The organism is Citrobacter freundii complex sp. CFNIH2 (assembly GCF_002880615.1).
GTDB lineage: Bacteria > Pseudomonadota > Gammaproteobacteria > Enterobacterales > Enterobacteriaceae > Citrobacter_A > Citrobacter_A amalonaticus_F.
The window spans coordinates 4,797,248-4,815,152 of the sequence record NZ_CP025757.1 but is presented as its reverse complement, the minus strand read 5'-3'; the positions used below and the strand labels follow the sequence as shown (position 1 = coordinate 4,815,152).

Annotated in this window: 20 protein-coding genes and 1 pseudogene; 12 read left to right on the top strand and 9 right to left on the bottom strand. The window is 51.9% G+C overall.

What is annotated here, in order from left to right:
* Position 1 precedes the first annotated feature (1 nt).
* The 7 genes from WM46_RS23625 to WM46_RS23600 all read right to left on the bottom strand — a co-directional run bounded on the left by WM46_RS23625 (position 2) and on the right by WM46_RS23600 (position 4,768).
* Positions 2 to 466, bottom strand: coding sequence for an antirestriction protein (locus WM46_RS23625; RefSeq protein WP_102603521.1), 465 nt, complete (start codon positions 464 to 466; stop codon positions 2 to 4).
* A gap of 137 nt (positions 467 to 603) precedes the next feature.
* A complete protein-coding gene (locus tag WM46_RS23620) occupies positions 604 to 1,422 on the bottom strand; it encodes a DUF932 domain-containing protein (RefSeq protein ID WP_102603520.1) in 819 nt (272 codons plus the stop codon).
* 192 nt (positions 1,423 to 1,614) lie between these two features.
* Positions 1,615 to 2,091, bottom strand: a complete 477-nt coding sequence (locus WM46_RS23615; RefSeq protein WP_102603519.1) for a DUF4234 domain-containing protein — start codon at positions 2,089 to 2,091, stop codon at positions 1,615 to 1,617.
* Positions 2,092 to 2,154: 63 nt separating this feature from the next.
* Positions 2,155 to 2,610 (bottom strand): hypothetical protein, encoded by a 456-nt coding sequence (locus tag WM46_RS23610; protein ID WP_102603518.1) that lies wholly within the window; start codon positions 2,608 to 2,610, stop codon positions 2,155 to 2,157.
* A 135-nt stretch (positions 2,611 to 2,745) separates the two neighbouring features.
* Positions 2,746 to 2,898, bottom strand: coding sequence for a hypothetical protein (locus tag WM46_RS26455; protein WP_167809833.1), 153 nt, complete (start codon positions 2,896 to 2,898; stop codon positions 2,746 to 2,748).
* A gap of 180 nt (positions 2,899 to 3,078) precedes the next feature.
* Complete coding sequence (locus WM46_RS23605; protein WP_102603517.1) at positions 3,079 to 3,966, bottom strand: GTPase family protein; 888 nt, start codon at positions 3,964 to 3,966, stop codon at positions 3,079 to 3,081.
* Between the two features lie 97 nt (positions 3,967 to 4,063).
* Positions 4,064 to 4,768, bottom strand: a complete 705-nt coding sequence (locus WM46_RS23600; protein WP_102603516.1) for a hypothetical protein — start codon at positions 4,766 to 4,768, stop codon at positions 4,064 to 4,066.
* 334 nt (positions 4,769 to 5,102) lie between these two features.
* On the opposite strand from WM46_RS23600, the gene WM46_RS23595 reads away from it, so the two are divergent.
* The 4 genes from WM46_RS23595 to WM46_RS26930 all read left to right on the top strand — a co-directional run bounded on the left by WM46_RS23595 (position 5,103) and on the right by WM46_RS26930 (position 7,060).
* On the top strand, positions 5,103 to 5,717 hold the full coding sequence (locus WM46_RS23595) for an inovirus-type Gp2 protein (RefSeq protein ID WP_102603515.1): 615 nt from the start codon (positions 5,103 to 5,105) through the stop codon (positions 5,715 to 5,717).
* Positions 5,718 to 5,789: 72 nt separating this feature from the next.
* Positions 5,790 to 5,996: a helix-turn-helix transcriptional regulator gene (locus WM46_RS23590; RefSeq protein WP_102603514.1), complete on the top strand. Its 207-nt coding sequence runs from the start codon at positions 5,790 to 5,792 to the stop codon at positions 5,994 to 5,996.
* A gap of 270 nt (positions 5,997 to 6,266) precedes the next feature.
* On the top strand, positions 6,267 to 6,605 hold the full coding sequence (locus WM46_RS23585; protein ID WP_102603885.1) for a putative zinc ribbon protein: 339 nt from the start codon (positions 6,267 to 6,269) through the stop codon (positions 6,603 to 6,605).
* Positions 6,596 to 7,060, top strand: coding sequence for a putative zinc ribbon protein (locus WM46_RS26930; protein ID WP_102603513.1), 465 nt, complete (start codon positions 6,596 to 6,598; stop codon positions 7,058 to 7,060). The genes WM46_RS23585 and WM46_RS26930 overlap by 10 nt, the downstream gene beginning before the upstream one ends.
* 507 nt (positions 7,061 to 7,567) lie before the next feature.
* On the opposite strand, the gene WM46_RS23575 is transcribed toward WM46_RS26930, so the two are convergent.
* Complete coding sequence (locus tag WM46_RS23575; RefSeq protein ID WP_102603512.1) at positions 7,568 to 8,218, bottom strand: GntR family transcriptional regulator; 651 nt, start codon at positions 8,216 to 8,218, stop codon at positions 7,568 to 7,570.
* 272 nt (positions 8,219 to 8,490) lie between these two features.
* On the opposite strand from WM46_RS23575, the gene WM46_RS23570 reads away from it, so the two are divergent.
* The 7 genes and pseudogenes from WM46_RS23570 (at position 8,491) to WM46_RS23540 (ending at position 15,128) form a co-directional block, all read left to right on the top strand.
* On the top strand, positions 8,491 to 9,264 hold the full coding sequence (locus WM46_RS23570; protein WP_102603511.1) for an SDR family NAD(P)-dependent oxidoreductase: 774 nt from the start codon (positions 8,491 to 8,493) through the stop codon (positions 9,262 to 9,264).
* 14 nt (positions 9,265 to 9,278) lie between these two features.
* A complete protein-coding gene (locus WM46_RS23565) occupies positions 9,279 to 9,989 on the top strand; it encodes an SDR family oxidoreductase (RefSeq protein ID WP_102603510.1) in 711 nt (236 codons plus the stop codon).
* Between the two features lie 85 nt (positions 9,990 to 10,074).
* Positions 10,075 to 11,237, top strand: a pseudogene (locus WM46_RS23560) (MFS transporter).
* A gap of 17 nt (positions 11,238 to 11,254) precedes the next feature.
* Entirely contained in the window at positions 11,255 to 12,394 is a 1,140-nt protein-coding gene (locus tag WM46_RS23555; RefSeq protein ID WP_102603509.1) for a mandelate racemase/muconate lactonizing enzyme family protein, read from the top strand.
* Between the two features lie 2 nt (positions 12,395 to 12,396).
* The gene (locus WM46_RS23550) at positions 12,397 to 13,278 is read left to right on the top strand and encodes a D-hexose-6-phosphate mutarotase (RefSeq protein WP_102603508.1); all 882 of its coding nucleotides are present in this window, start codon (positions 12,397 to 12,399) and stop codon (positions 13,276 to 13,278) included.
* Between the two features lie 9 nt (positions 13,279 to 13,287).
* Positions 13,288 to 14,406: a mandelate racemase/muconate lactonizing enzyme family protein gene (locus WM46_RS23545; protein ID WP_102603507.1), complete on the top strand. Its 1,119-nt coding sequence runs from the start codon at positions 13,288 to 13,290 to the stop codon at positions 14,404 to 14,406.
* A gap of 2 nt (positions 14,407 to 14,408) precedes the next feature.
* Positions 14,409 to 15,128, top strand: coding sequence for a serine aminopeptidase domain-containing protein (locus WM46_RS23540; protein WP_187394425.1), 720 nt, complete (start codon positions 14,409 to 14,411; stop codon positions 15,126 to 15,128).
* Positions 15,129 to 15,164: 36 nt separating this feature from the next.
* Here the strand turns inward: WM46_RS23540 and WM46_RS23535 are convergent, their stop codons facing one another.
* On the bottom strand, positions 15,165 to 15,878 hold the full coding sequence (locus tag WM46_RS23535) for a FadR/GntR family transcriptional regulator (protein ID WP_187394424.1): 714 nt from the start codon (positions 15,876 to 15,878) through the stop codon (positions 15,165 to 15,167).
* 270 nt (positions 15,879 to 16,148) lie between these two features.
* Between WM46_RS23535 and WM46_RS23530 the strand changes: the two genes are divergently transcribed.
* A complete protein-coding gene (locus WM46_RS23530) occupies positions 16,149 to 17,864 on the top strand; it encodes a dihydroxy-acid dehydratase (protein ID WP_262360421.1) in 1,716 nt (571 codons plus the stop codon).
* Positions 17,865 to 17,905 lie beyond the last annotated feature (41 nt).

The following is a 17,905-nucleotide window of genomic DNA, read 5'->3' as shown; positions in this document are numbered from 1 at the left end:
TTCAGTCGATGAGGTGCATGATGGCGCTGCATTCGGGGTGGCGAAGGACATAATCCCGTAGGCGGTAATAATGCGTCGTCATGGCATCACATTCCGTACGGCAGGCATGATGGCTGTATTCCAGCAGACAGGCCGCGATACCGGCCGCCATGGAGCTCATTTCGGCGCGGTTGCCATTCATGGTATTGAACAGTGTCCACTGTCCATCGTTCTCATCATCCGACTCGGGGGCCATAAAGGCCCCACCATTGCTGAGTGTGTAAAAACGCCAGATGCCGCCGCTGTAATTTTCACAAAGCCGGTCCATCCAGCCGAAGATATGGGGCTCCAGCAGTATCCACTGCGGGATACCGCCAAAGTGCTGCGGCCAGAAATGAAGTCGCTGTGCATCAGGCAGCAAAGTAGCGGTGATGAGAGCCGCGTTGTAAGTATTGGCGGACGTGTACAGACTGGTGGTGTGACTCATGGGATGTTCCTTATGAAAGATAATCATTGAGGTCCCGCTGAACGGTGCCTTACGGTTGAGAGATAGATTCCGGGGGACAGAAAGATGGGGTATTGGCAGATTAGGTCGTCCAGGCAGAAGACCAGATGACATCCACTTCAGCTCAGCGCCTGCTGCAGTTCTTCAGCCATAACCCATAACGCGCGATTCAGCTTAATGTCGCCGTCGATACCATTGACGGCTCTCGTCCGACTGCGTTTCCCCTGCACTGAACGACCGGACAGCCCTCCTTTACTCAGGTTTTCCTGAAGCCGGTTAAAGACGCTCCACAGGTCATTCTGTTCATCCTGCCAGCGGCGGGCACTCAGTACCTGAGATTCGGTGACGGGTTGATGCTCCTCGCCAAAACGGTACGTCAGGGCAGCTTTCGCCAGCGCCTGCTGCGCCGGAGGGGGCAGCAACAGAGACTGCATGGCATCTCGCTTCTCCTCCACCCGGTCAAATACCCCGAGTACTTCATAAGCGCCTTCAATGACTTTCTCCACCACATTTCCTTTATGGGGCACCCGTACTTCACCCAATGACGTCCCGCAGACTAGGCCGTTGCAGCAGACGCTGCGGAACAGCCCCGGCAACATCTGGTAGCTGCTGGAACCATCATGACTATTAAGCAGGATAATTTCCGGGACCTGCTGGCCGGTGATTTGCCCGGCACGTCGCAGGCGCAGCATATGTTTCGTGTGCTCCCGGCGGCTCTGGTCACGGACGCGGGTCTGACAGGCAAAGAAGGGCTGAAAACCTTCCCGTTGCAGGCTCTCCAGCAGGGTAATGGTGGGAATATAGGCATATCGTTCACTGCGGGATGCATGCTTCTCTTCACCGAACACGCTGGGGGTATGTTGCATCAGCTCGTCATGGGTTAAGGGGCGGTCGCGGCGGATCAGGTTAACGCGACCAAAGCGGCTGGCTAATTTCATGGGGTTACCTTTATGGATGACATAAACGAAAAAGCCCTGCTCGTATGAACAGGGCTTCAGAGGGGGTGTATCAGGGAATGGCGGGATTCTGTAATGGCAGCAAAAGTTATCGCGCGGTTACTTCGGCTCTGTATTGGTTGGGTTATTCTCCGCCGGTAAAGTGGCTTCGGCAGGCGCAGCGGTTAAGCCACCCTAGATAATTTTGTGTTTAGCAAAAGCCTCCGGCATCGCATTAATGCAGTAAGTGATATAAAAGACATTGAAGATAATGACATAGAACACATTCATCTTCAGCTCAAACTTAAAGGTGTTCAGTACATAGCTCTGCAGCGCAGTGCGGGCTTTGAAAGCCCAGATGATATACATCACACAGCTGGCAATGGACAACACGCCGCCGAGCATGGCAATGGCGTCCATAGTCGGGTCATAACCATAGAGTTCCGGGTCGGTTGTGCCCATCACACTGAGTTGGCGCGAAATACCGTAGCAGATGGCTATCCACAGCACGTAAAGGTCAGAGGAAAACGAGACTTTCGTGGTGTCGATAATGATGCCTTGTTTACGGTAGAGCCACATCAGTGGATAGATACCGAAGGTGACGAAGGAGAGTAATACAAAATTTAGCGTTTTTGTGTTAAGACGAGTCCCGAGCATGGTGATGTCGGTCATAAATGATTTCCTTATTATTCGGGAGATTTATTCTGGAGGATGAATTTGTCGATAATGCGGGGGTTATGGAGCAGCAAATCCAGAAATACAGCCATCCGTCCCGAATTCAGGAATGACTTCGGAGGCACCCTGCAACGTAAAGGCGGCTGCCTTCACTCCATCGCCTGAAACAATCACTTTTTTACCCTTACGTAACTGGTTCCAGCCAAAACCAAAATTATCTGAACCAGCATGTGACTCACTGTCTCCCATACCGACCTTTTCGTTACTGTCGATTTTTATTTCCAGTTGTTTTCCTGTATCACTACTGACCTGGTTACCATGAATATCAGTAAATATCATGGTGGCAGCCCGGGAGGCGGAATCTTCGCAGGACAGATAAAGCGAGGACTGCCCCTTACCCAGGACGATAAATTCCGATACCCCCTGCCCCCAGCCTGAAGTCCACTGCTCAGTACTGCCGAAGCCAAAAGCGGCTGATGACATCAGTAATGCGGAAAGCACGATAACTTTTTTCATGTAAAACTCCTTACACACCAAAGGTGTCGACGAGGAAAATCATTGCGAACACGATGAAAATCGTGAGCAGGATATTGATGATTAAGCAGCGGAAGATTTTCCGTGCCAGCCGGTGCGGGAATGCCATCGGGAACCTCAGTCTCTGACAATGAGAAAGAAGAGCAACCCGGCAAGAATCGGGTCGATTATCATCGCGAGAATAAACCATCCCCAGAACGACCTTCCGGCACCTTTCGCCAGAAACCCCAGCACAACGGCCAGAAAAATCCATAACAAAACCAGTGGCATGTCATCTCCTTATAATGTCTGGATGTGCGTCTCCATATCTGTTTTATTTCAATCAGATAGCAGCATTTCTGCTCAAGTTTATAACCATGCTTAGTGAAGGGATAATGAATAAAACCGATCGGGACGATCGACAAAATCGATCAGGAAGAAGTAAGACTCTTTATCGTTGGACGGGAAAAACTAATCGAAAAAGAAGGACCACACGCTGCGGGTAACGTGGGCAACGGTGTGCGTCACAGCCTGCAATGCCTGACGGGCAATCAGTGGCAGTGGTGCACTGTCAATAATCCGGTCAAGCGTATCAACGACGGCGTCGCCAAAGCTGCTGCGGGCGGTTTCCCGTACAGGCGCTGAATGGTATGACCGATGCAGATGGGGCAGCAGCGGACTGCGGGCTTGCTTTGGGAGGTGGTTTATCATCTGCTCCACGATACAGGCCAGGTGATAACGCCCCTTCACTGAAACCGGAATAACAGCATTTTTTTGTATACCCAACTGACTGGCGACGGCCTGATGTTTACGTTTGATGTGCTCAAGCTGAACCGGTGATGGTGTGGCAGAGTGTCGGTTCCACAACTCAGATGGCTCCACCTTATCAACCTGATTAAGTACCCAGAGTACTGGTGGCATAGCGCTGCCGCACTGCGCCAGGATAGCCTGATAAAATTGCTCTTCCACAGAGAAGGCCCGGTCATCCGCTTTTAGCACCCACAGCACCATATCCAGTTTCGGGAGTTGTTCCTGATAGAGCTCGCGGTATTCTTTATCCCGGCTCTGACTCTCGCCCACACCAGGCAGATCCACCAGCGTGAGATAATGTTGCCCAAATCGCAGACGTACGCGCTGTGGTTCACGGGTACAGGCTTCCACGGCATTAACGGCACAGATTTCACTGCGGAACAGGGCGTTGCAGAGGCTGCTCTTACCGACACCTGTTTTACCCATAATGCCAATGACGGGTTCGTAAGTAATTAACTGACTCAGTTCCTTCATCAGGGTGTGACGTAATACCCGGGGATAGCGACGTAAATGGCGACGGATAATCTGATATCCGGAAGGCTGTTTCATTGAACACTCCTCAGAAATGAAACAGGCCATCCCGGAGGATGGCCTGATGAACGATATGCGCTGTTACTCAATGAGATAATATATATCTGAGATTTTTTTAATGTTTACGTTTCAGCGCTGAACCTCCCCATGCTCTGACTCCGGGGATCGACCTCACTCTGCGCTGGAGTGTCCCCAGATAGAGAAGAAACTCGTCGGGATTATCGGTGTTGTACCGAAAGGCAGATATTCCGCCACATAAATCCTCATTGATGAATGAGCCTTCCTGTACCTTTTCACAACAGGCCAGACGGGGATGCTTTCCCCTGCAGTACTGAATATTGCCCAGCTCGGTATTGTAATTAATGACTACCGGATAATCACTCCAGCCTCCCTCACGAGCCGCCTTTGCAACCGAACGGACCCATAACTCACTCAAACATTTCGCGATATCGCTGGCACTGGCATCCCCAGGAATGTAAAACAGTGCGTAAATGTAGGGGCGATTTACCCGTTTTTCGTTACATATCAGCCATGAATATCCAGCGACGCATTTCCCGTATTTAAGCACCCGCATGTGATTCAGAAAATGCTTCAGTGCCAGATGAGTCTTCCTGGCATGCTCTCTGGCGCTGTCTTCTGAATACGTGCTCCCCCTGTTGAACTGGGTGATCACAAACGAGAATTTCAGGGCTCTGACCGCGCCTCCGGCAGAGAGATTCCGGAATAATTCCTTAAAGGATTTTTCAATGTTTTTCGCCTGGCGAGAGGAGTAGTAACTGTTCATTTTGAAAACATACAAGTTATGTAAATTGACATACATGTTATAGCTAAATCATTATGAGTCAATGCCTTAGGCAATGGCATCGGCTGTGTGAAAAACCCACATATTAAGTGACTTAACCGCAGGACGGTTATGCCTGCATTGAGCCCTGAAACAACGATGTCTGTAGCGTCTGGATGGGGGATCACACCAGAACGGCAAACGTTGGATTAAGGAATAAAATGATATTTTATAGAGAAGCACTTTCATAACGTCCCCCCTTCCATCTCTCCCCCAGAAAACAATCTCAACTGCTTCACGATCCCCATCCTCGTTTCAAAACTAACGCCAGTATCTATTCCCATGACGATATCACCCACATGGAGATTCAGACATGGCTTATCACGACATTACCGACATCAACTTTAATCATGCTCAGCACCGTCCCCTGCAACGTAAATTGCATCATCACCAGAACCAGTTATTTGAGCGTTACTCAAAGCTGCTGATGTTACGGGTGGACTTCTCCTACCGACTGAACAGTGACTCACATCGTGAGGGAGACATTCACGCCGCAGTAGCGGACATGACGCTACTGCTACAGCAAAGCCAGGACATCAAAGGGCTGGTGGGTTACGCATGGGTTCTGGAGCATACCGGACAGCATAGTTATCACATTCACGCTGCGTTTTACCTGAATGGCCAGAAGCATCGTCAGGCGTGGACGGTCTTTGAAGCGCTAAGGAATACCTGGAAGTATGTAACCCGGGATGAGGGGCATGCGTATCGCTGCGAACCCGAGGAGCATTATCGCGTGAGGGGTGAACGGGTGACGGCCCATGACGATACCAGGGGGCGTAAGGGAATGCAGTACATTCTGAGCTACCTCAGTAAACAGGCCCAGAAAAACCGGGGGGTTATTTACCAGTTGAGTGAGATTCCTGCTGCACCAGCCGCTGGCAGACGGCGAAACACCAGCCAGGCTCCCATTCAAAAATTACGGCAGTGAGTCATTGTTTGAAGAACGTTCGGTATCTCATCACACGAACGTCTTCTCCCTTACCTCTGACGGAGAAAAACGATGACCACCCCAACCAGTATTCTCAGCGAGAAGTTAGTCGATATGGCCTTTATCACTCAGCTTACCGGCTTAACCGACAAATGGTTCTACAAGCTTATTAGGGATGGGATATTCCCTAAGCCTATCAAACTCGGACGAAGCTCCCGCTGGCTACAAAGCGAAGTGGAAGCCTGGTTACAGCAACGCATTGCAGAGTCACGGGGCTGAACACGCACGACGAAGAAACATAACCGCAGGACATGGCAGGCACCGGTACGCTGGATTTGTCTGCAGTGCCATCGACAATACTGCGGGGAGCGCATGTGTCCGTTCTGCTACAGTATGGTCAAAGTTATAGCCGCCGCAGCTAACTGAGTCATCCCCCTCAGCCCCCCCACTCATACACTTAAATCTATACCCCGCCTGATACCCAGCATGACGGTGCCCATACCGGGACGGTCTATGCCTGTGTGTCATATGGCGGAGAGGACTATTACTATGTACCCAAAATCATTTCTTGCCCTCAATAACGCTGGTCGCCTGACCGGTGCCAGAACCGCACTACGCTCTCCTGACGAACAATACACCTGCCAACACTGCGGCAGTATTCTGGTACTGCACGTTGACGCTGAGCGCCCGTGGTTTGCGCATACCGATGCTGCACTCACTGAGCGAGGCACGCAAGGTTGCCCTTACGTTCACCCTGCGGCTGATGAAATTCAGTTGATACGCAAGCTACGTCGTTACGTACCCAATGCGAAGCCGGTGGTCAGTCATGCAGATCAATGCACCAGTGAATATCACGCTTACGGAGATGAGGAGGTCATATGCTCCTGATGCCATGCTATTGGGCTCTGAATACCAGAGGTGAGCAAACAGGCAGCAGAAGCGCGGCCAGCCAGCCCGAAGAAAGCTGGACATGCCCATCCTGCGGATGTCGTTTGGTACTGCATTCTGATAACCCTGGCATTCGCGCCTGGTTTGAACATGACCAACGGTCAGTGGGGAAGGATGTGCTGAGGCAGTGCAGGCATCTGAACCGCTCAACCACATTGCCGGCAGACTGGCACACAAGGTTTTTATTCACATTCTTTCCTCTGGATGCGTCTGCCCCAGTCGGGGCCTGGTACTGCGTCTGGTGCGGGCGTCACTATGCGGGTGAGAAACACTGCGCGGCCTGCAACACGGGTATCTACAGCATTGAGGAAACCGCATGGCGGGAGAATTATACCAGTCCTGTTGATAGTCCGGGTGACCTGCGTTCACTCCCTCGTGTGTCAGGAGGCCGGTAAAATGGCTATAAAATTCCGACCAACAGCACATGTGATTACTGCCGATGGTGAGTGGGTGGCGGTTGATGAGCTTTCTTATCTGCACGCCAGGCCGTTGCGCTGCGGCTCCTGCCACATACACGTGCTTGTCACACGAGATAGCAACGGGGCGTATGAGCTGATTCATCGGCCGCGGTCTGAGATAGGTAGAAGACTGCTCAGGCGCTGTCGTTACGGCAACCCAGTATCGACGTCACGACGTTTTGAATTCAGAGAACGCTGACTCAGTCATTCGTTTGATAGTAGATTAACCCGCCCTAACTAGACGCTCCCGACCTATAGCGACGCCAGTCTAAATATCAATGTAATTGGATAGCGGTGAAACACAAGGATACACTCAAGGTCAGCCCAACATTAGGGCAGATTTGTCTACGAGCTCGGGGGCACTCCAAATGTTTACGGATAGTGCCAACTACACCAATGGCACATCCGCTTCCGCATCCTGTCGACTCATTTCATAAAAGCACATCAACGGGCCAGCACTTTATAAGTAAACTCGGTGAAGTAATCGTTGACATTTTTCGAGGCGCTGGCGGCCAGTTCTTCATCGCCATGACAGATATTGCGCAGCATTACCGCGTTCAGTTGCGAGGCTTTCACCAGCTCATGCTGATTACTGGCGCTAAGCTGGGCAAACCAGAAGCGGCTGGAAAGCCCCTGTAGAGGCGAAAGACACGGCTGCAAATACTCATTCTCTGCCGCCAGGCCAATCAATGCGTAGGATTGCTTGAGCAATGCGCCAAACTGACGCATCTGAGAAATATCGTTAATCGCCTCAAAGGATTCCGCCAGTTGCAGCATTTCCTTCTTCTGCTGATGCGTACCGCGCCGGGTTGCCAGACGTACGGCGAACTCTCCCACGCAGCGGCGCAGTTCCAACACTTTGAGCTGTACCTCAACAGAAATGGCAGGGATAAAAACGCCTTTATACGGATAAATCTCCACCAGCCGGTCATTTGCCAGACGCTGTAACGCTTCCCTCACCGGGCTACGCCCAAAGCCCGTCAGCTCCATAAGCTGCGCTTCGGACACCATCGAACCTGGCGCAAGATCCTGAAAAATAATCATGCTTTCAATGGCTTCATAGGCCTGGTTCATTTTATTGACGGGCGGATTCATGGCGTTCTCCCTGCTGAGTTGCGGGCATTATCCCTCTAACGCAACAAAAATGAAAATTAAAAATTCTCTGTTAATTAGACAGTTACGACAACATTTGTGATCTCCATCGTAATAAACCCAACAGATGATGGATGTTTTTTCTGCAAAGTGCAAATCTAATAATCAACTAATATATCAGTTGTTGATTAAGTGAATGAGATATCGTCAACACAGGATGCTACTGCGGCTCTCTACATTGCCGTCGCGTGTTGCACACTGAAAAGGAGAAGGTCGTGAGTCTACAAAACCAGGTCGCACTGGTGACCGGTGCGGGAAACATGAAAGGAATTGGTAAAGGCATTGCCTGCGCCCTTGCTGAGGCGGGTGCAGATATTGTCATCAACTACGTTATTAACCCACAGGAAGCCGAACAGGTTGCCAGCATCATTCGCGGACTTGGCAGGCGCGCGCTGCTGGTTGAAGCCGATATTTCTCATCCAGAGCAGGTCCGCCAAATGTTTATGGACGTCGACGCCCACTTCGGTCGTCTGGATATTTTGGTGAACAACGCCGGTGTTTGCGTCTGGGAACCTTTCCTTGATATCACTAAACCCGCCTTTGACCATGCGGTAAACATCAACATCAAAGGTACTTATGATTGTGCACGCCACGCTGCACGCATGATGGTGAAAAAAGGTATTCGTGGTCGCATCATCAATGTTGCTTCTGGACATGCTCGCCGCCCAATGGCGTTGATGGGCGTTTATGCTGCGACCAAAGCTGCAATTGATCAGATGAGTCAGTCAATGGCCTTCGAACTGGCACGCTATGGCATTACCGTAAACCAACTCTGGCCCGGGTTTGTCGATACAAATATCAATGATCCGAAGCCCGAACTGGCAACCGATGAAGGACGGAAGAAACTGCTGGCAACCATTCCTATTGGCCAGCCCGCAACCATTGAAGAGCTAGGCGCCGCCGCAGTCTATCTGGCAGGAAACCACGGTGCCGTCGTAACAGGTGATTTTATTAAAATTGATGGCGGCCAACATATCCGCTGCATTTAATCAGGAGAATAGAAATGGAAAACAAAAATACCATTCTGATTACCGGCGGTCAGGCTGAACCCAACCTGTTATCCACGCTGGGAAAATATTATTCCCAACAGGGATGGAGCGTTTATTTCAGTCAAGAAACTGAATATCACAAAATGGCCATGGCTATTGACGAGATTACTATCGGTGAGAAAAAACTGAATGCCTTTATCTACATTTCCCCACCACCACGCCAGGGTTCAATGTTGGACGATGACGAACATATCATTGCCGAAACGATGAATGACGATCTGGAAAGAGGATTATGGTGGGTACAAAATGCCTGTAAAAAAATGGTGCAACAAGGCGTGCAAGGACGCGTTGTCACGCTTGCACATATTGCGGCGCTGGTGCCCACCGAGTACTACTCTTATGGTGCTGCCAGCCAGTTGGCCCTGATGAACATCTGCCGTTCCGGTATTCAGGAACTGGTACCTTATGGCATTAAAATCAATACGATATTCCGTGGTTTTAGTGAGGAAGATCCACAACAAAAAGCGTTTGTCGAGCAATTAAAACAGCTGCATAAGGATGATGGCATTCCACTATTGGAATATGTTAACGCTGAAGAGATTGCCAAAACCAGTATACTGTTAACCGATCCGGACATTCACAGTTTTAACGGGGCGATGTTAACGCTCGATGGCGGTTTTTATGTCACCCGAAAAATACGCTATCTGGATCCTGTCAGGGAATGACAGAATAAAATAACGACAAAATAATTTTTACGAAAAATTATACATTATTTTTACCACTAACCTCATATTAGTGAAGGGTACCCCTATGAATACGCACTTCCGTCGAGTCATTCTGGTCATGCTGACGCTGGCGATGATCATTAATTATCTCGACCGTTCGGCATTAGCCTACGCCATGCCTTTTATTACTCAAGACTTTCATCTGACACCTGAAGAAAAAGGGATTATTTTTGGCAGTTTCTCGATTGGTTATGCCTTATTTAATTTTATCGGCGGTGTGCTGGCTGATAAATTTGGACCCAAGCGGGTGTTTACCTGGTCAATGTCCATCTGGTCGATTATTTGCGGCCTGACGGCAGGCTGTTGGTAGGCATTAACCAGGCTGGCGGGCCGCTGGGCGGAGCGATATCCGGTCCGATCGTCGGTTTTCTGTGTATTACGTTCAACTGGCGTATTTCCTTTGTCATCATTGCCTTTATCGGCATTACCTGGGCCATTATCTGGGCGCTGATTGCCACCGACAGACCCCGGGATAACAAACGGGTATCTGCTGATGAAGCCCAATTGATTGAAGGCGATGAGGACGTGCTCATTCCAGACTCTGAGCCCGGTACCCCGGCCCCTTCGATGTGGAGTGCGATCCTCCAGCCGTCTATTCTCGCCACAGCGCTGTCGCTGTTCTGCTTCAATTACGTGCTGTTTTTCTTCATGAACTGGTTCCCGACATTCCTCGTCGATACCACTGGGATCAGCCTGAAAGACATGAGTCTGGTCGGCGTGCTGCCGTGGGTTGCCGGGACACTCGGCTACGTTTCCGGTGGCTTCATTATCGACTTCATCTACCGTAAAACCGGCAAACAGCTCTTTTCCCGCAAAGTGGTACTGGTGACCTGTTTCGGCATCTGCTCCGTCTGCGTGGGGCTGATCAGTCAGACGCAAACCGCGATGGGGGCCGTTGCGTTGATGACTATCGCCTTTGGTTTCATGCAAATTGCCGCCCCAGCCTACTGGACATTGATTCAGGACGCCGCGCCCAAAGAGTACGTCGGGAGTGCGGGCGGACTGATGCACGGTCTGGCCAATATCTCTGGCATCGTCGCACCTACCGTGACCGGCTTTATTGTCGGCTCAGGCTCTTATGCCGCTGCCTTTATTCTCGCCGGTTGTCTCGGCGTACTGGGAGCTACTGTGGTGGCGCTGTTTGTGAAAAAAGCGGCTCAGCATGACGGACATAAATCCCTCGCATAGCACAAAAGGAGGACCGCGTGAAAATTATCGATTTTGAATCCGGGCTGTACCGCGTCCCGCTCACTGAGAACTGGGGTTCGTCAAACTACGCGTTCTCCAGCCTGGAATTTGTGGTGGTGTGGTTAAAAACGGATACCGGACATACTGGTACCGGCTGGACGTTCAGTACTGGCAACGGCGGCAGCGCGTTTAAAAACCTGATTGACCATTATCTTGCCGCTAAAGTGATGGGAGAAGATCCACTGCACGTCGAGCGCCTGTGGAGCCGCATGTGGCTTGAAAGCCACGATATCGGTTCGGCGGGCGTGACGACCCACGCAATCGCTGCCGTGGATATCGCGCTGTGGGATCTCATTGGCCAGCAGTTGAATCAGCCACTATACCGACTGCTCGGTGGCTATCGGGATGCTTTACCGGGTTACGGCAGCGGCGTGAACCTGCATCTCTCACTCGATGCCTTGCTTGCACAAATGGAAGGTTTCCTCAGCGCAGGCTATCGCACGGTCAAAATGAAAATCGGCAGCGAGGATGTTGAGGACGATCTGGTTCGCCTGCTGGCGGTACGTAACTTTGTGGGACCATCGATTAACATCGCCGTAGATGCCAATAAGAAGTGGTCCTCGGGTGATGCCGCTCGTCGGATGGCAATACTGAAGCAGGTCGGGCTGTACTGGCTGGAAGAGCCGCTGCTCAGCGACGACATCCACGGTCACCGCCTGCTGCGCCAGAAATGTCCTGTTCCGGTTGCCGTTGGTGAAAGCCTGTACACCAAATACCAGTTCGCTCACTGGATCAGCCAGGAGGCATGTGACTACATTCAGCCGGATGTTTATCGGGTGGGGGGGATTACCGAGTTTGTGAAAATCGCGAAATTAGCTGAAAGCCACAATATCCCCGTGATCCCGCATTTTGGTATGGAACTGATGGCGCATCTGGGGTGCGGCTTGCCCAATATCCAGCTCTTCGAGGGGTTAAAAGGGGCGAGTCTGAGCGAGATGGGAATAATTTCTCAATCCTGTCAGGTCGTAAACGGCACCATTCGTCCGGGTGAAGAACCAGGACATGGCATCACGTTCGATCGTCCTGCGCTGGCGCGCTATGCGATGAACGACGATCTGTTACGCCAGCAAAATGTCACTACACGGACGGATGTCTGACGATGAACATAATTCAACAGCTATTCGCTCTACCGGTGCTGGAGACGCTCAGCCCCGGTATTACCCGGCGAAAAATGGATGAACTGGATATTCTGGTGATACAGACGCCCTACTGTGACGCCGCTGTAGCCTTACAGGGGGCGCATCTGCTCGCCTGGAGGCCGTCGCGACAGACAATTTCCGTACTGTGGTTAAGCGATAACACGCCGTTTAAAGCCGGTATTGCCCTTCGCGGCGGAGTGCCCATTTGCTGGCCGTGGTTCACCGACCTTGGCGGTGAGCCGTTTCACGGTTTTGCCCGAATCATGCCATGGCAGTTAACGGCTCTCGACAGTGCCAAAACCGCCCTTTCTCTGACATTGCGCCTTTGTGAGACACCGCAAACTCGCCAGTGGTGGAACCACACTTTTCAGCTAGAGTTGACGCTGAATTTCACGGCAGAGATCTGCGAATTGCTGCTAACCGCTCACGGTAATTACAGCACCACCGCCGCTCTGCATAGCTATCTCGCGACGTCAGATATTCGTACTACGCGTATTCACGGAGTGGGAACGCAAGGCTACGACACCGTTGCAGGGAAACCGCGACAGAATCTGCCATCGCCGCTCTCTCTGAATGGCGAATTTGGCGCGATCTATTCGCATGCGGAACCGCAGACAGTACTCGTCACGCCGGACAGAACCCTGACGCTCACCCATGTCAATAACAGCAACGTAGTGGTGTGGAATCCCTGGCAGCAACGGGCTGCACAGATAAGCGACATACCGGATGACGGCTGGCAACACTTTGTCTGTCTGGAAACGGCGGCGATCGATCGCCCTCTTGTCAGCACGCCTCAGCATCCTGCGTCACTGGGTGTACAGTTCGCGCCCTCTCATCATTAAGGACACTTTATGCGTATTACGAACATAGATAGTTTTCTGGTCCGTCTGCCTTATACGCCAACAATGACGCGCACCACCAATAAAGAAGGTCTCTTTAATGCCGCGCGGTCGCTAAACCCCACCCTGGATGCGTTGCTGGTGAGGGTCGAAACCGATAGCGGACTTACCGGTTGGGGAGAAGCATTTGGTCACGCCTGTAATCCCGCCAGTATGGCGCTGTTAAGCGGGTTACTCGCCCCATTTTATAAAGGCGAAAAGTGCGACGACATAGAGGCGTTGATGCAGAAAGCACACTATGCCTTTCACAGCTATGGTCGTGGCGGCGCCATGATGTATGCACTTTCCGCACTGGATATCGCCTTGTGGGATCTGCGTGGCAAAGCAGAGAATCTGCCGCTGTGGAAATTGCTCGGCGGCACGCGCTCTCAGGTTGAGTTGTATCCCAGCCTCGCCAGTTTCGACGGAAATGTCGCTAAACTCATGGATTGTATTAATCCATTAATTACAAATGGTTATAGGCATATTAAACTGCACGAACGAGATCCGCAGGCTATTGTGGAGGTTGCCCTGACGCTGCCAGATGAGGTCACTCTGATGGTAGACACCAACTGCGCATGGAACACGCAGCAAGCAGAAGAGATTCTCCCCCAACTACATGCTGCAGGTGTCGACTTTGTGGAAGAACCGACATTCCCACCAGAAAACATAAGCCAACTCCGTTACCTGCGTCAGATAACCGGCGCACGCGTTGCTGCAGGAGAAAACTTTAACAACAGCGAAGAGTTTGCGTTAAGTATGGCGCTTGATGCAGTAGATGTACTGCAGCCCAGTGTCGCCAAAATTGGCGGTATCTCCGCCGTGCTGGACATTATCAAACACGCACGCGCGCATGAGAACGTTAGCCTACTGCCACACTGTTTTTATTATGGTCCCGGACTCCTTGCCAGCGCCCATCTGCTCAGCGTGTTGCCAAAACCCGTTCCACTGGAAGTGCCATGGTTGATGTTTGAACAAACCCTACATCCGTTTATGCATTTCCAACCTGTGATGGATCTACCACAAGCGCCAGGTCTGGGTTTTACCCCTGACATCGACGTACTGGAACACCATCTGATTGCGAAGGGATAAAAGTGGACATCGTTATTTCTGACCGTCGGATTGCCAACACGCCTGCGCTCTGGTTTCGTCCAGCAGACGGTAGTGCCAGTCGCAGACCGCTCATCGTACTGTTTCATCGCTTTATGGCCTCCCGCGAGTTAGATGCCAATCTGGGTTATATGCTCGCGAAGGCAGGTTACAGCGTAGTTTGTCCACAGGCGGCGCTGCATGGCGTGAAAGATGATGCAACGCGTCGCGCCGCCTCTTTCTGGCAAATCCTGCAACACACCCTGGATGAGCTTCCCGTATTAATCGCAGCATGTCAGCAGGATAATCTGGGCGATATTACTCGACTCGGATTGCTGGGTACCTCAATGGGCGGTTTTGCGGTGCTGGGGGCGATGACGCGTTATCCGGGTATTCAGGCCGGAGCCGCCTACATGGCAAGCGGTTATTTTACCGACGCCATCCCTGCTATTCATCCTCCTTCAGGCAACATGACTGCAGATTGCCTGTGCGGATTGGCCCCTTACGACGTCGCAGGAAAAGAAGCTATTCTGGCTCAACAACCCCTTTTTCTCTGGCACGGTGAGCAAGATACGATTGTCGACGTGCAGTACACTGAACGTCTCCGGGAGGCTATCAACAGTGATTCACTAACCTGCATCATCGATCCACAGGCAGGGCATAAAATCACGCAATCCTCCGTTGAGGAAGGCCTCCTGTTTTTCCGTCAGTCCTTACCGGTTTAACTCGAGCAGCCCGGTATTACCGGGCTTTGTGCGCAATCAGTCGATCTCTTTATCCACATGCTGGACGATCAGATCGGCAACGCGCGCTGAGTTCTTCGCCGCCAGCGCATCCATAATCGCTAAGTGCTCTTCATGCAACACCTCGGTCTGCTCCGGCGTGAAACCATACTGTCGCCAGGCCAGCCCCCATAAATGGTGCAACTGCTCCTGCATGTTGATCAGGATCGGATTACCGCCCAACTGGGCCACTTTTTTCTCAAAACTCAGATCCAGCGCGCTGTCATCATCATCGCAATCCTGGCTCGAGAATTTTTCCCGGTTAAGCTCGATCAGTTCCCGTAGTTGGTTAATTCCCGACTTATTGGCGCGCCAGGCGTAGTCTTCAAAGATGGCTCGCTCGATCGACGTCCGTGCCACTATCAAATTACGCAAGAACTCTTTTGTCACCCCACCTTCGATCAACCTTTCAAGACTATGGGTATCGCTAAGCGACACCGTCGGAGGTTCCGCCAGGAAGGTTCCGCTGCCCACGCGCGTCTCAATACGTCCGGACGATTCGAGTACCTTCAGCGCCTGACGCACTGAGGTACGGCTGACATTGAGCATACTGGCGAGCTCACGCTCGGATGGCAGGCGCTCACCCGGTTTGATCTGTTTGCTGTCGAGGAAATTCGTGATGTGTTGGATGATCGTCTGAAAAACGTCCGTGCGCTTAATGGGGATCATCGTAAATTTATTCTTATCCGGCATACCGTTACCTCTTCCCAACGACATATCGCACTTGTGGGCAGTTGCTTTCTCTGCACTACGTCGTACTCAATCACTGTGGCAAAAAAATTGGATGGACCACTATATCATTATTGGCCATTCAGCGCCCTACCTTTCCCTGCACAAGGATCAAAAAGACTAAAAAACCTGCATTTTGTGACCTTTGTTGCATTTCCTTTAAAAATTGGTTGGACAACCAACCCAATGAGAGGATATTCCGATTCATATAACCACAACCCGATAAAGGAATTCATGATGTACAGAAGCAATTTTAAGCCGGGCTCGACCCGCTGGGCAGTACGTCGTGCGCAATGGCGCAGTATGGGGATCCGCGAAGAAGACATGCATAAACCGAAGATCGCGATCATCAATACCTCCAACAAGCTCTCCTGCTGTTATGTCCATCTGGATGAACTATGCCGAATCGTTGAGCAGGCAATTCGTGACGCAGGGGGATTACCATTTGAAGTGCGCACTGTCGCACCCAGCGACTTCGTGACCAGCGCGGGAAAAAAAGCCCGGTATCTGATGCCAACCCGCGACCTGATGGTTAACGAGGTTGAGTGCATGATGGAAGGGGCGGTGCTGGACGGCATGATCTGTCTCTCCTCCTGCGATAAAACTACCCCGGCACATCTGATGTCTGCGGCCCGCCTTAATGTGCCGTCTCTGCTGCTGACCTGCGGCTACCAGGTGGGCGGTAAGTGCTCTAACGAAAAATTCGACGACCAGTTCTTTGATATTGATGATGTCTATGAGCAGGTTGGCGCGCTGGCGACCGGTGCGATCTCGCTACAGGATCTGACCGATATGACCGACGTCGGCATTCAGTCTCCGGGCGTGTGTGCCGGTCTGGGTACCGCCAACTCCATGCACATTGTGGCCGAAGCGCTGGGCATGTCGTTACCGGGTAACTCGCCGATTTGGGCTAATGGCCGCAAGGTGAAAGAGTACGCCCAGGCGGCAGGTAAACGCATTGTTGAACTGACGCAAGCGCAGGTGTTGCCGCGCGAAATCATCACCGAAAAAGCGATTCAGAACGCCGTGATGACCGTACTGGCCGTAGGAGGCTCGGTAAACACCGTTCGCCACCTGTCAGCCATCGCAACGGAGGCAGAACTGCCGATTGATGTGGTCGGTCTATATGAAAAGTACGGAAAAAACATCAAGTTGCTGACTTCTGTTCGCCCGAACGGCCCATACAGAACCGAAGACCTGGAAGCGGCAGGCGGCACCACTGCCGTCATGAATCAACTGCGTGACTTCCTCAATCTGGATGCGCTGACCGTGACGCAAAAAACGGTGGGCGAAAACATCCAGCATGCGGTGGTGAAAAACGACGAAGTCATTCGCACCCTCGATAACCCGGTCAGCCAGCGCCCCGGTGTTGCCATTCTGCGCGGCAACCTCGCCCCGGATGGCGCGATTGTAAAACTCTCTGCCGTACCGGGTGAACTGGAGCACTTCACCGGCCCTGCCAACATCTACGAAGGCGAAGACGAAGCCATCGAGGCGCTGTCTGAAGGCAAAATCCACAAAGGTGATGTGATCGTGCTGCGTAATATGGGGCCTGCGGGTGGTCCGGGTACGGTATTCGCCTGTAGCTTTGTGGCGGCACTGAACGGTGCGGGTATCGCTGAATATGTGGCGGTGATAACGGACGGTGAACTCTCCGGTCTGAACCGTGGGATTATCGTCGGTCAGTTGATGCCTGAAGCGGCGGCGGGTGGTCCGCTGGCGGTGGTAGCACAGGGCGAAACCGTGCACATCAACTTTGTCGATTTAAGCATCAATATGGACGTTCCTCAGGAAGTCATCGATGCACGCCTGGCGGCCTGGGAGCCGAAACCTATTGAGCTGGGTGGGGGGAGCGGCACCTATCTCTCGCAGTATGCACAACTGGTGCAGCCTATCGCCCAGGGCGCGGTGCTCGGTAAACGCCGTATTCACGTCAAAGCTGTGGATTGAAACCCACTGACCAGAGGGCAGGGATGACCTGTCCTCTTTCG

Excerpts from the sequence above, each read along its gene's own strand:
- WM46_RS23550 (WP_102603508.1), top strand. The coding sequence starts at position 12,397 with ATGAACATAATTCAACAGCTATTCGCTCTACCGGTGCTGGAGACGCTC.
- WM46_RS23610 (WP_102603518.1), bottom strand. The coding sequence starts at position 2,610 with ATGAAAAAAGTTATCGTGCTTTCCGCATTACTGATGTCATCAGCCGCT.
- WM46_RS23530 (WP_262360421.1), top strand. The coding sequence starts at position 16,149 with ATGATGTACAGAAGCAATTTTAAGCCGGGCTCGACCCGCTGGGCAGTA.
- WM46_RS23605 (WP_102603517.1), bottom strand. The coding sequence starts at position 3,966 with ATGAAACAGCCTTCCGGATATCAGATTATCCGTCGCCATTTACGTCGC.
- WM46_RS23590 (WP_102603514.1), top strand. The coding sequence starts at position 5,790 with ATGACCACCCCAACCAGTATTCTCAGCGAGAAGTTAGTCGATATGGCC.
- WM46_RS23575 (WP_102603512.1), bottom strand. The coding sequence starts at position 8,218 with ATGAATCCGCCCGTCAATAAAATGAACCAGGCCTATGAAGCCATTGAA.
- WM46_RS26455 (WP_167809833.1), bottom strand. The coding sequence starts at position 2,898 with ATGCCACTGGTTTTGTTATGGATTTTTCTGGCCGTTGTGCTGGGGTTT.
- WM46_RS23625 (WP_102603521.1), bottom strand. The coding sequence starts at position 466 with ATGAGTCACACCACCAGTCTGTACACGTCCGCCAATACTTACAACGCG.
- WM46_RS23595 (WP_102603515.1), top strand. The coding sequence starts at position 5,103 with ATGGCTTATCACGACATTACCGACATCAACTTTAATCATGCTCAGCAC.
- WM46_RS23620 (WP_102603520.1), bottom strand. The coding sequence starts at position 1,422 with ATGAAATTAGCCAGCCGCTTTGGTCGCGTTAACCTGATCCGCCGCGAC.
- WM46_RS23600 (WP_102603516.1), bottom strand. The coding sequence starts at position 4,768 with ATGTATGTCAATTTACATAACTTGTATGTTTTCAAAATGAACAGTTAC.
- WM46_RS23615 (WP_102603519.1), bottom strand. The coding sequence starts at position 2,091 with ATGACCGACATCACCATGCTCGGGACTCGTCTTAACACAAAAACGCTA.
- WM46_RS23535 (WP_187394424.1), bottom strand. The coding sequence starts at position 15,878 with ATGCCGGATAAGAATAAATTTACGATGATCCCCATTAAGCGCACGGAC.
- WM46_RS23585 (WP_102603885.1), top strand. The coding sequence starts at position 6,267 with ATGTACCCAAAATCATTTCTTGCCCTCAATAACGCTGGTCGCCTGACC.
- WM46_RS26930 (WP_102603513.1), top strand. The coding sequence starts at position 6,596 with ATGCTCCTGATGCCATGCTATTGGGCTCTGAATACCAGAGGTGAGCAA.
- WM46_RS23545 (WP_102603507.1), top strand. The coding sequence starts at position 13,288 with ATGCGTATTACGAACATAGATAGTTTTCTGGTCCGTCTGCCTTATACG.
- WM46_RS23565 (WP_102603510.1), top strand. The coding sequence starts at position 9,279 with ATGGAAAACAAAAATACCATTCTGATTACCGGCGGTCAGGCTGAACCC.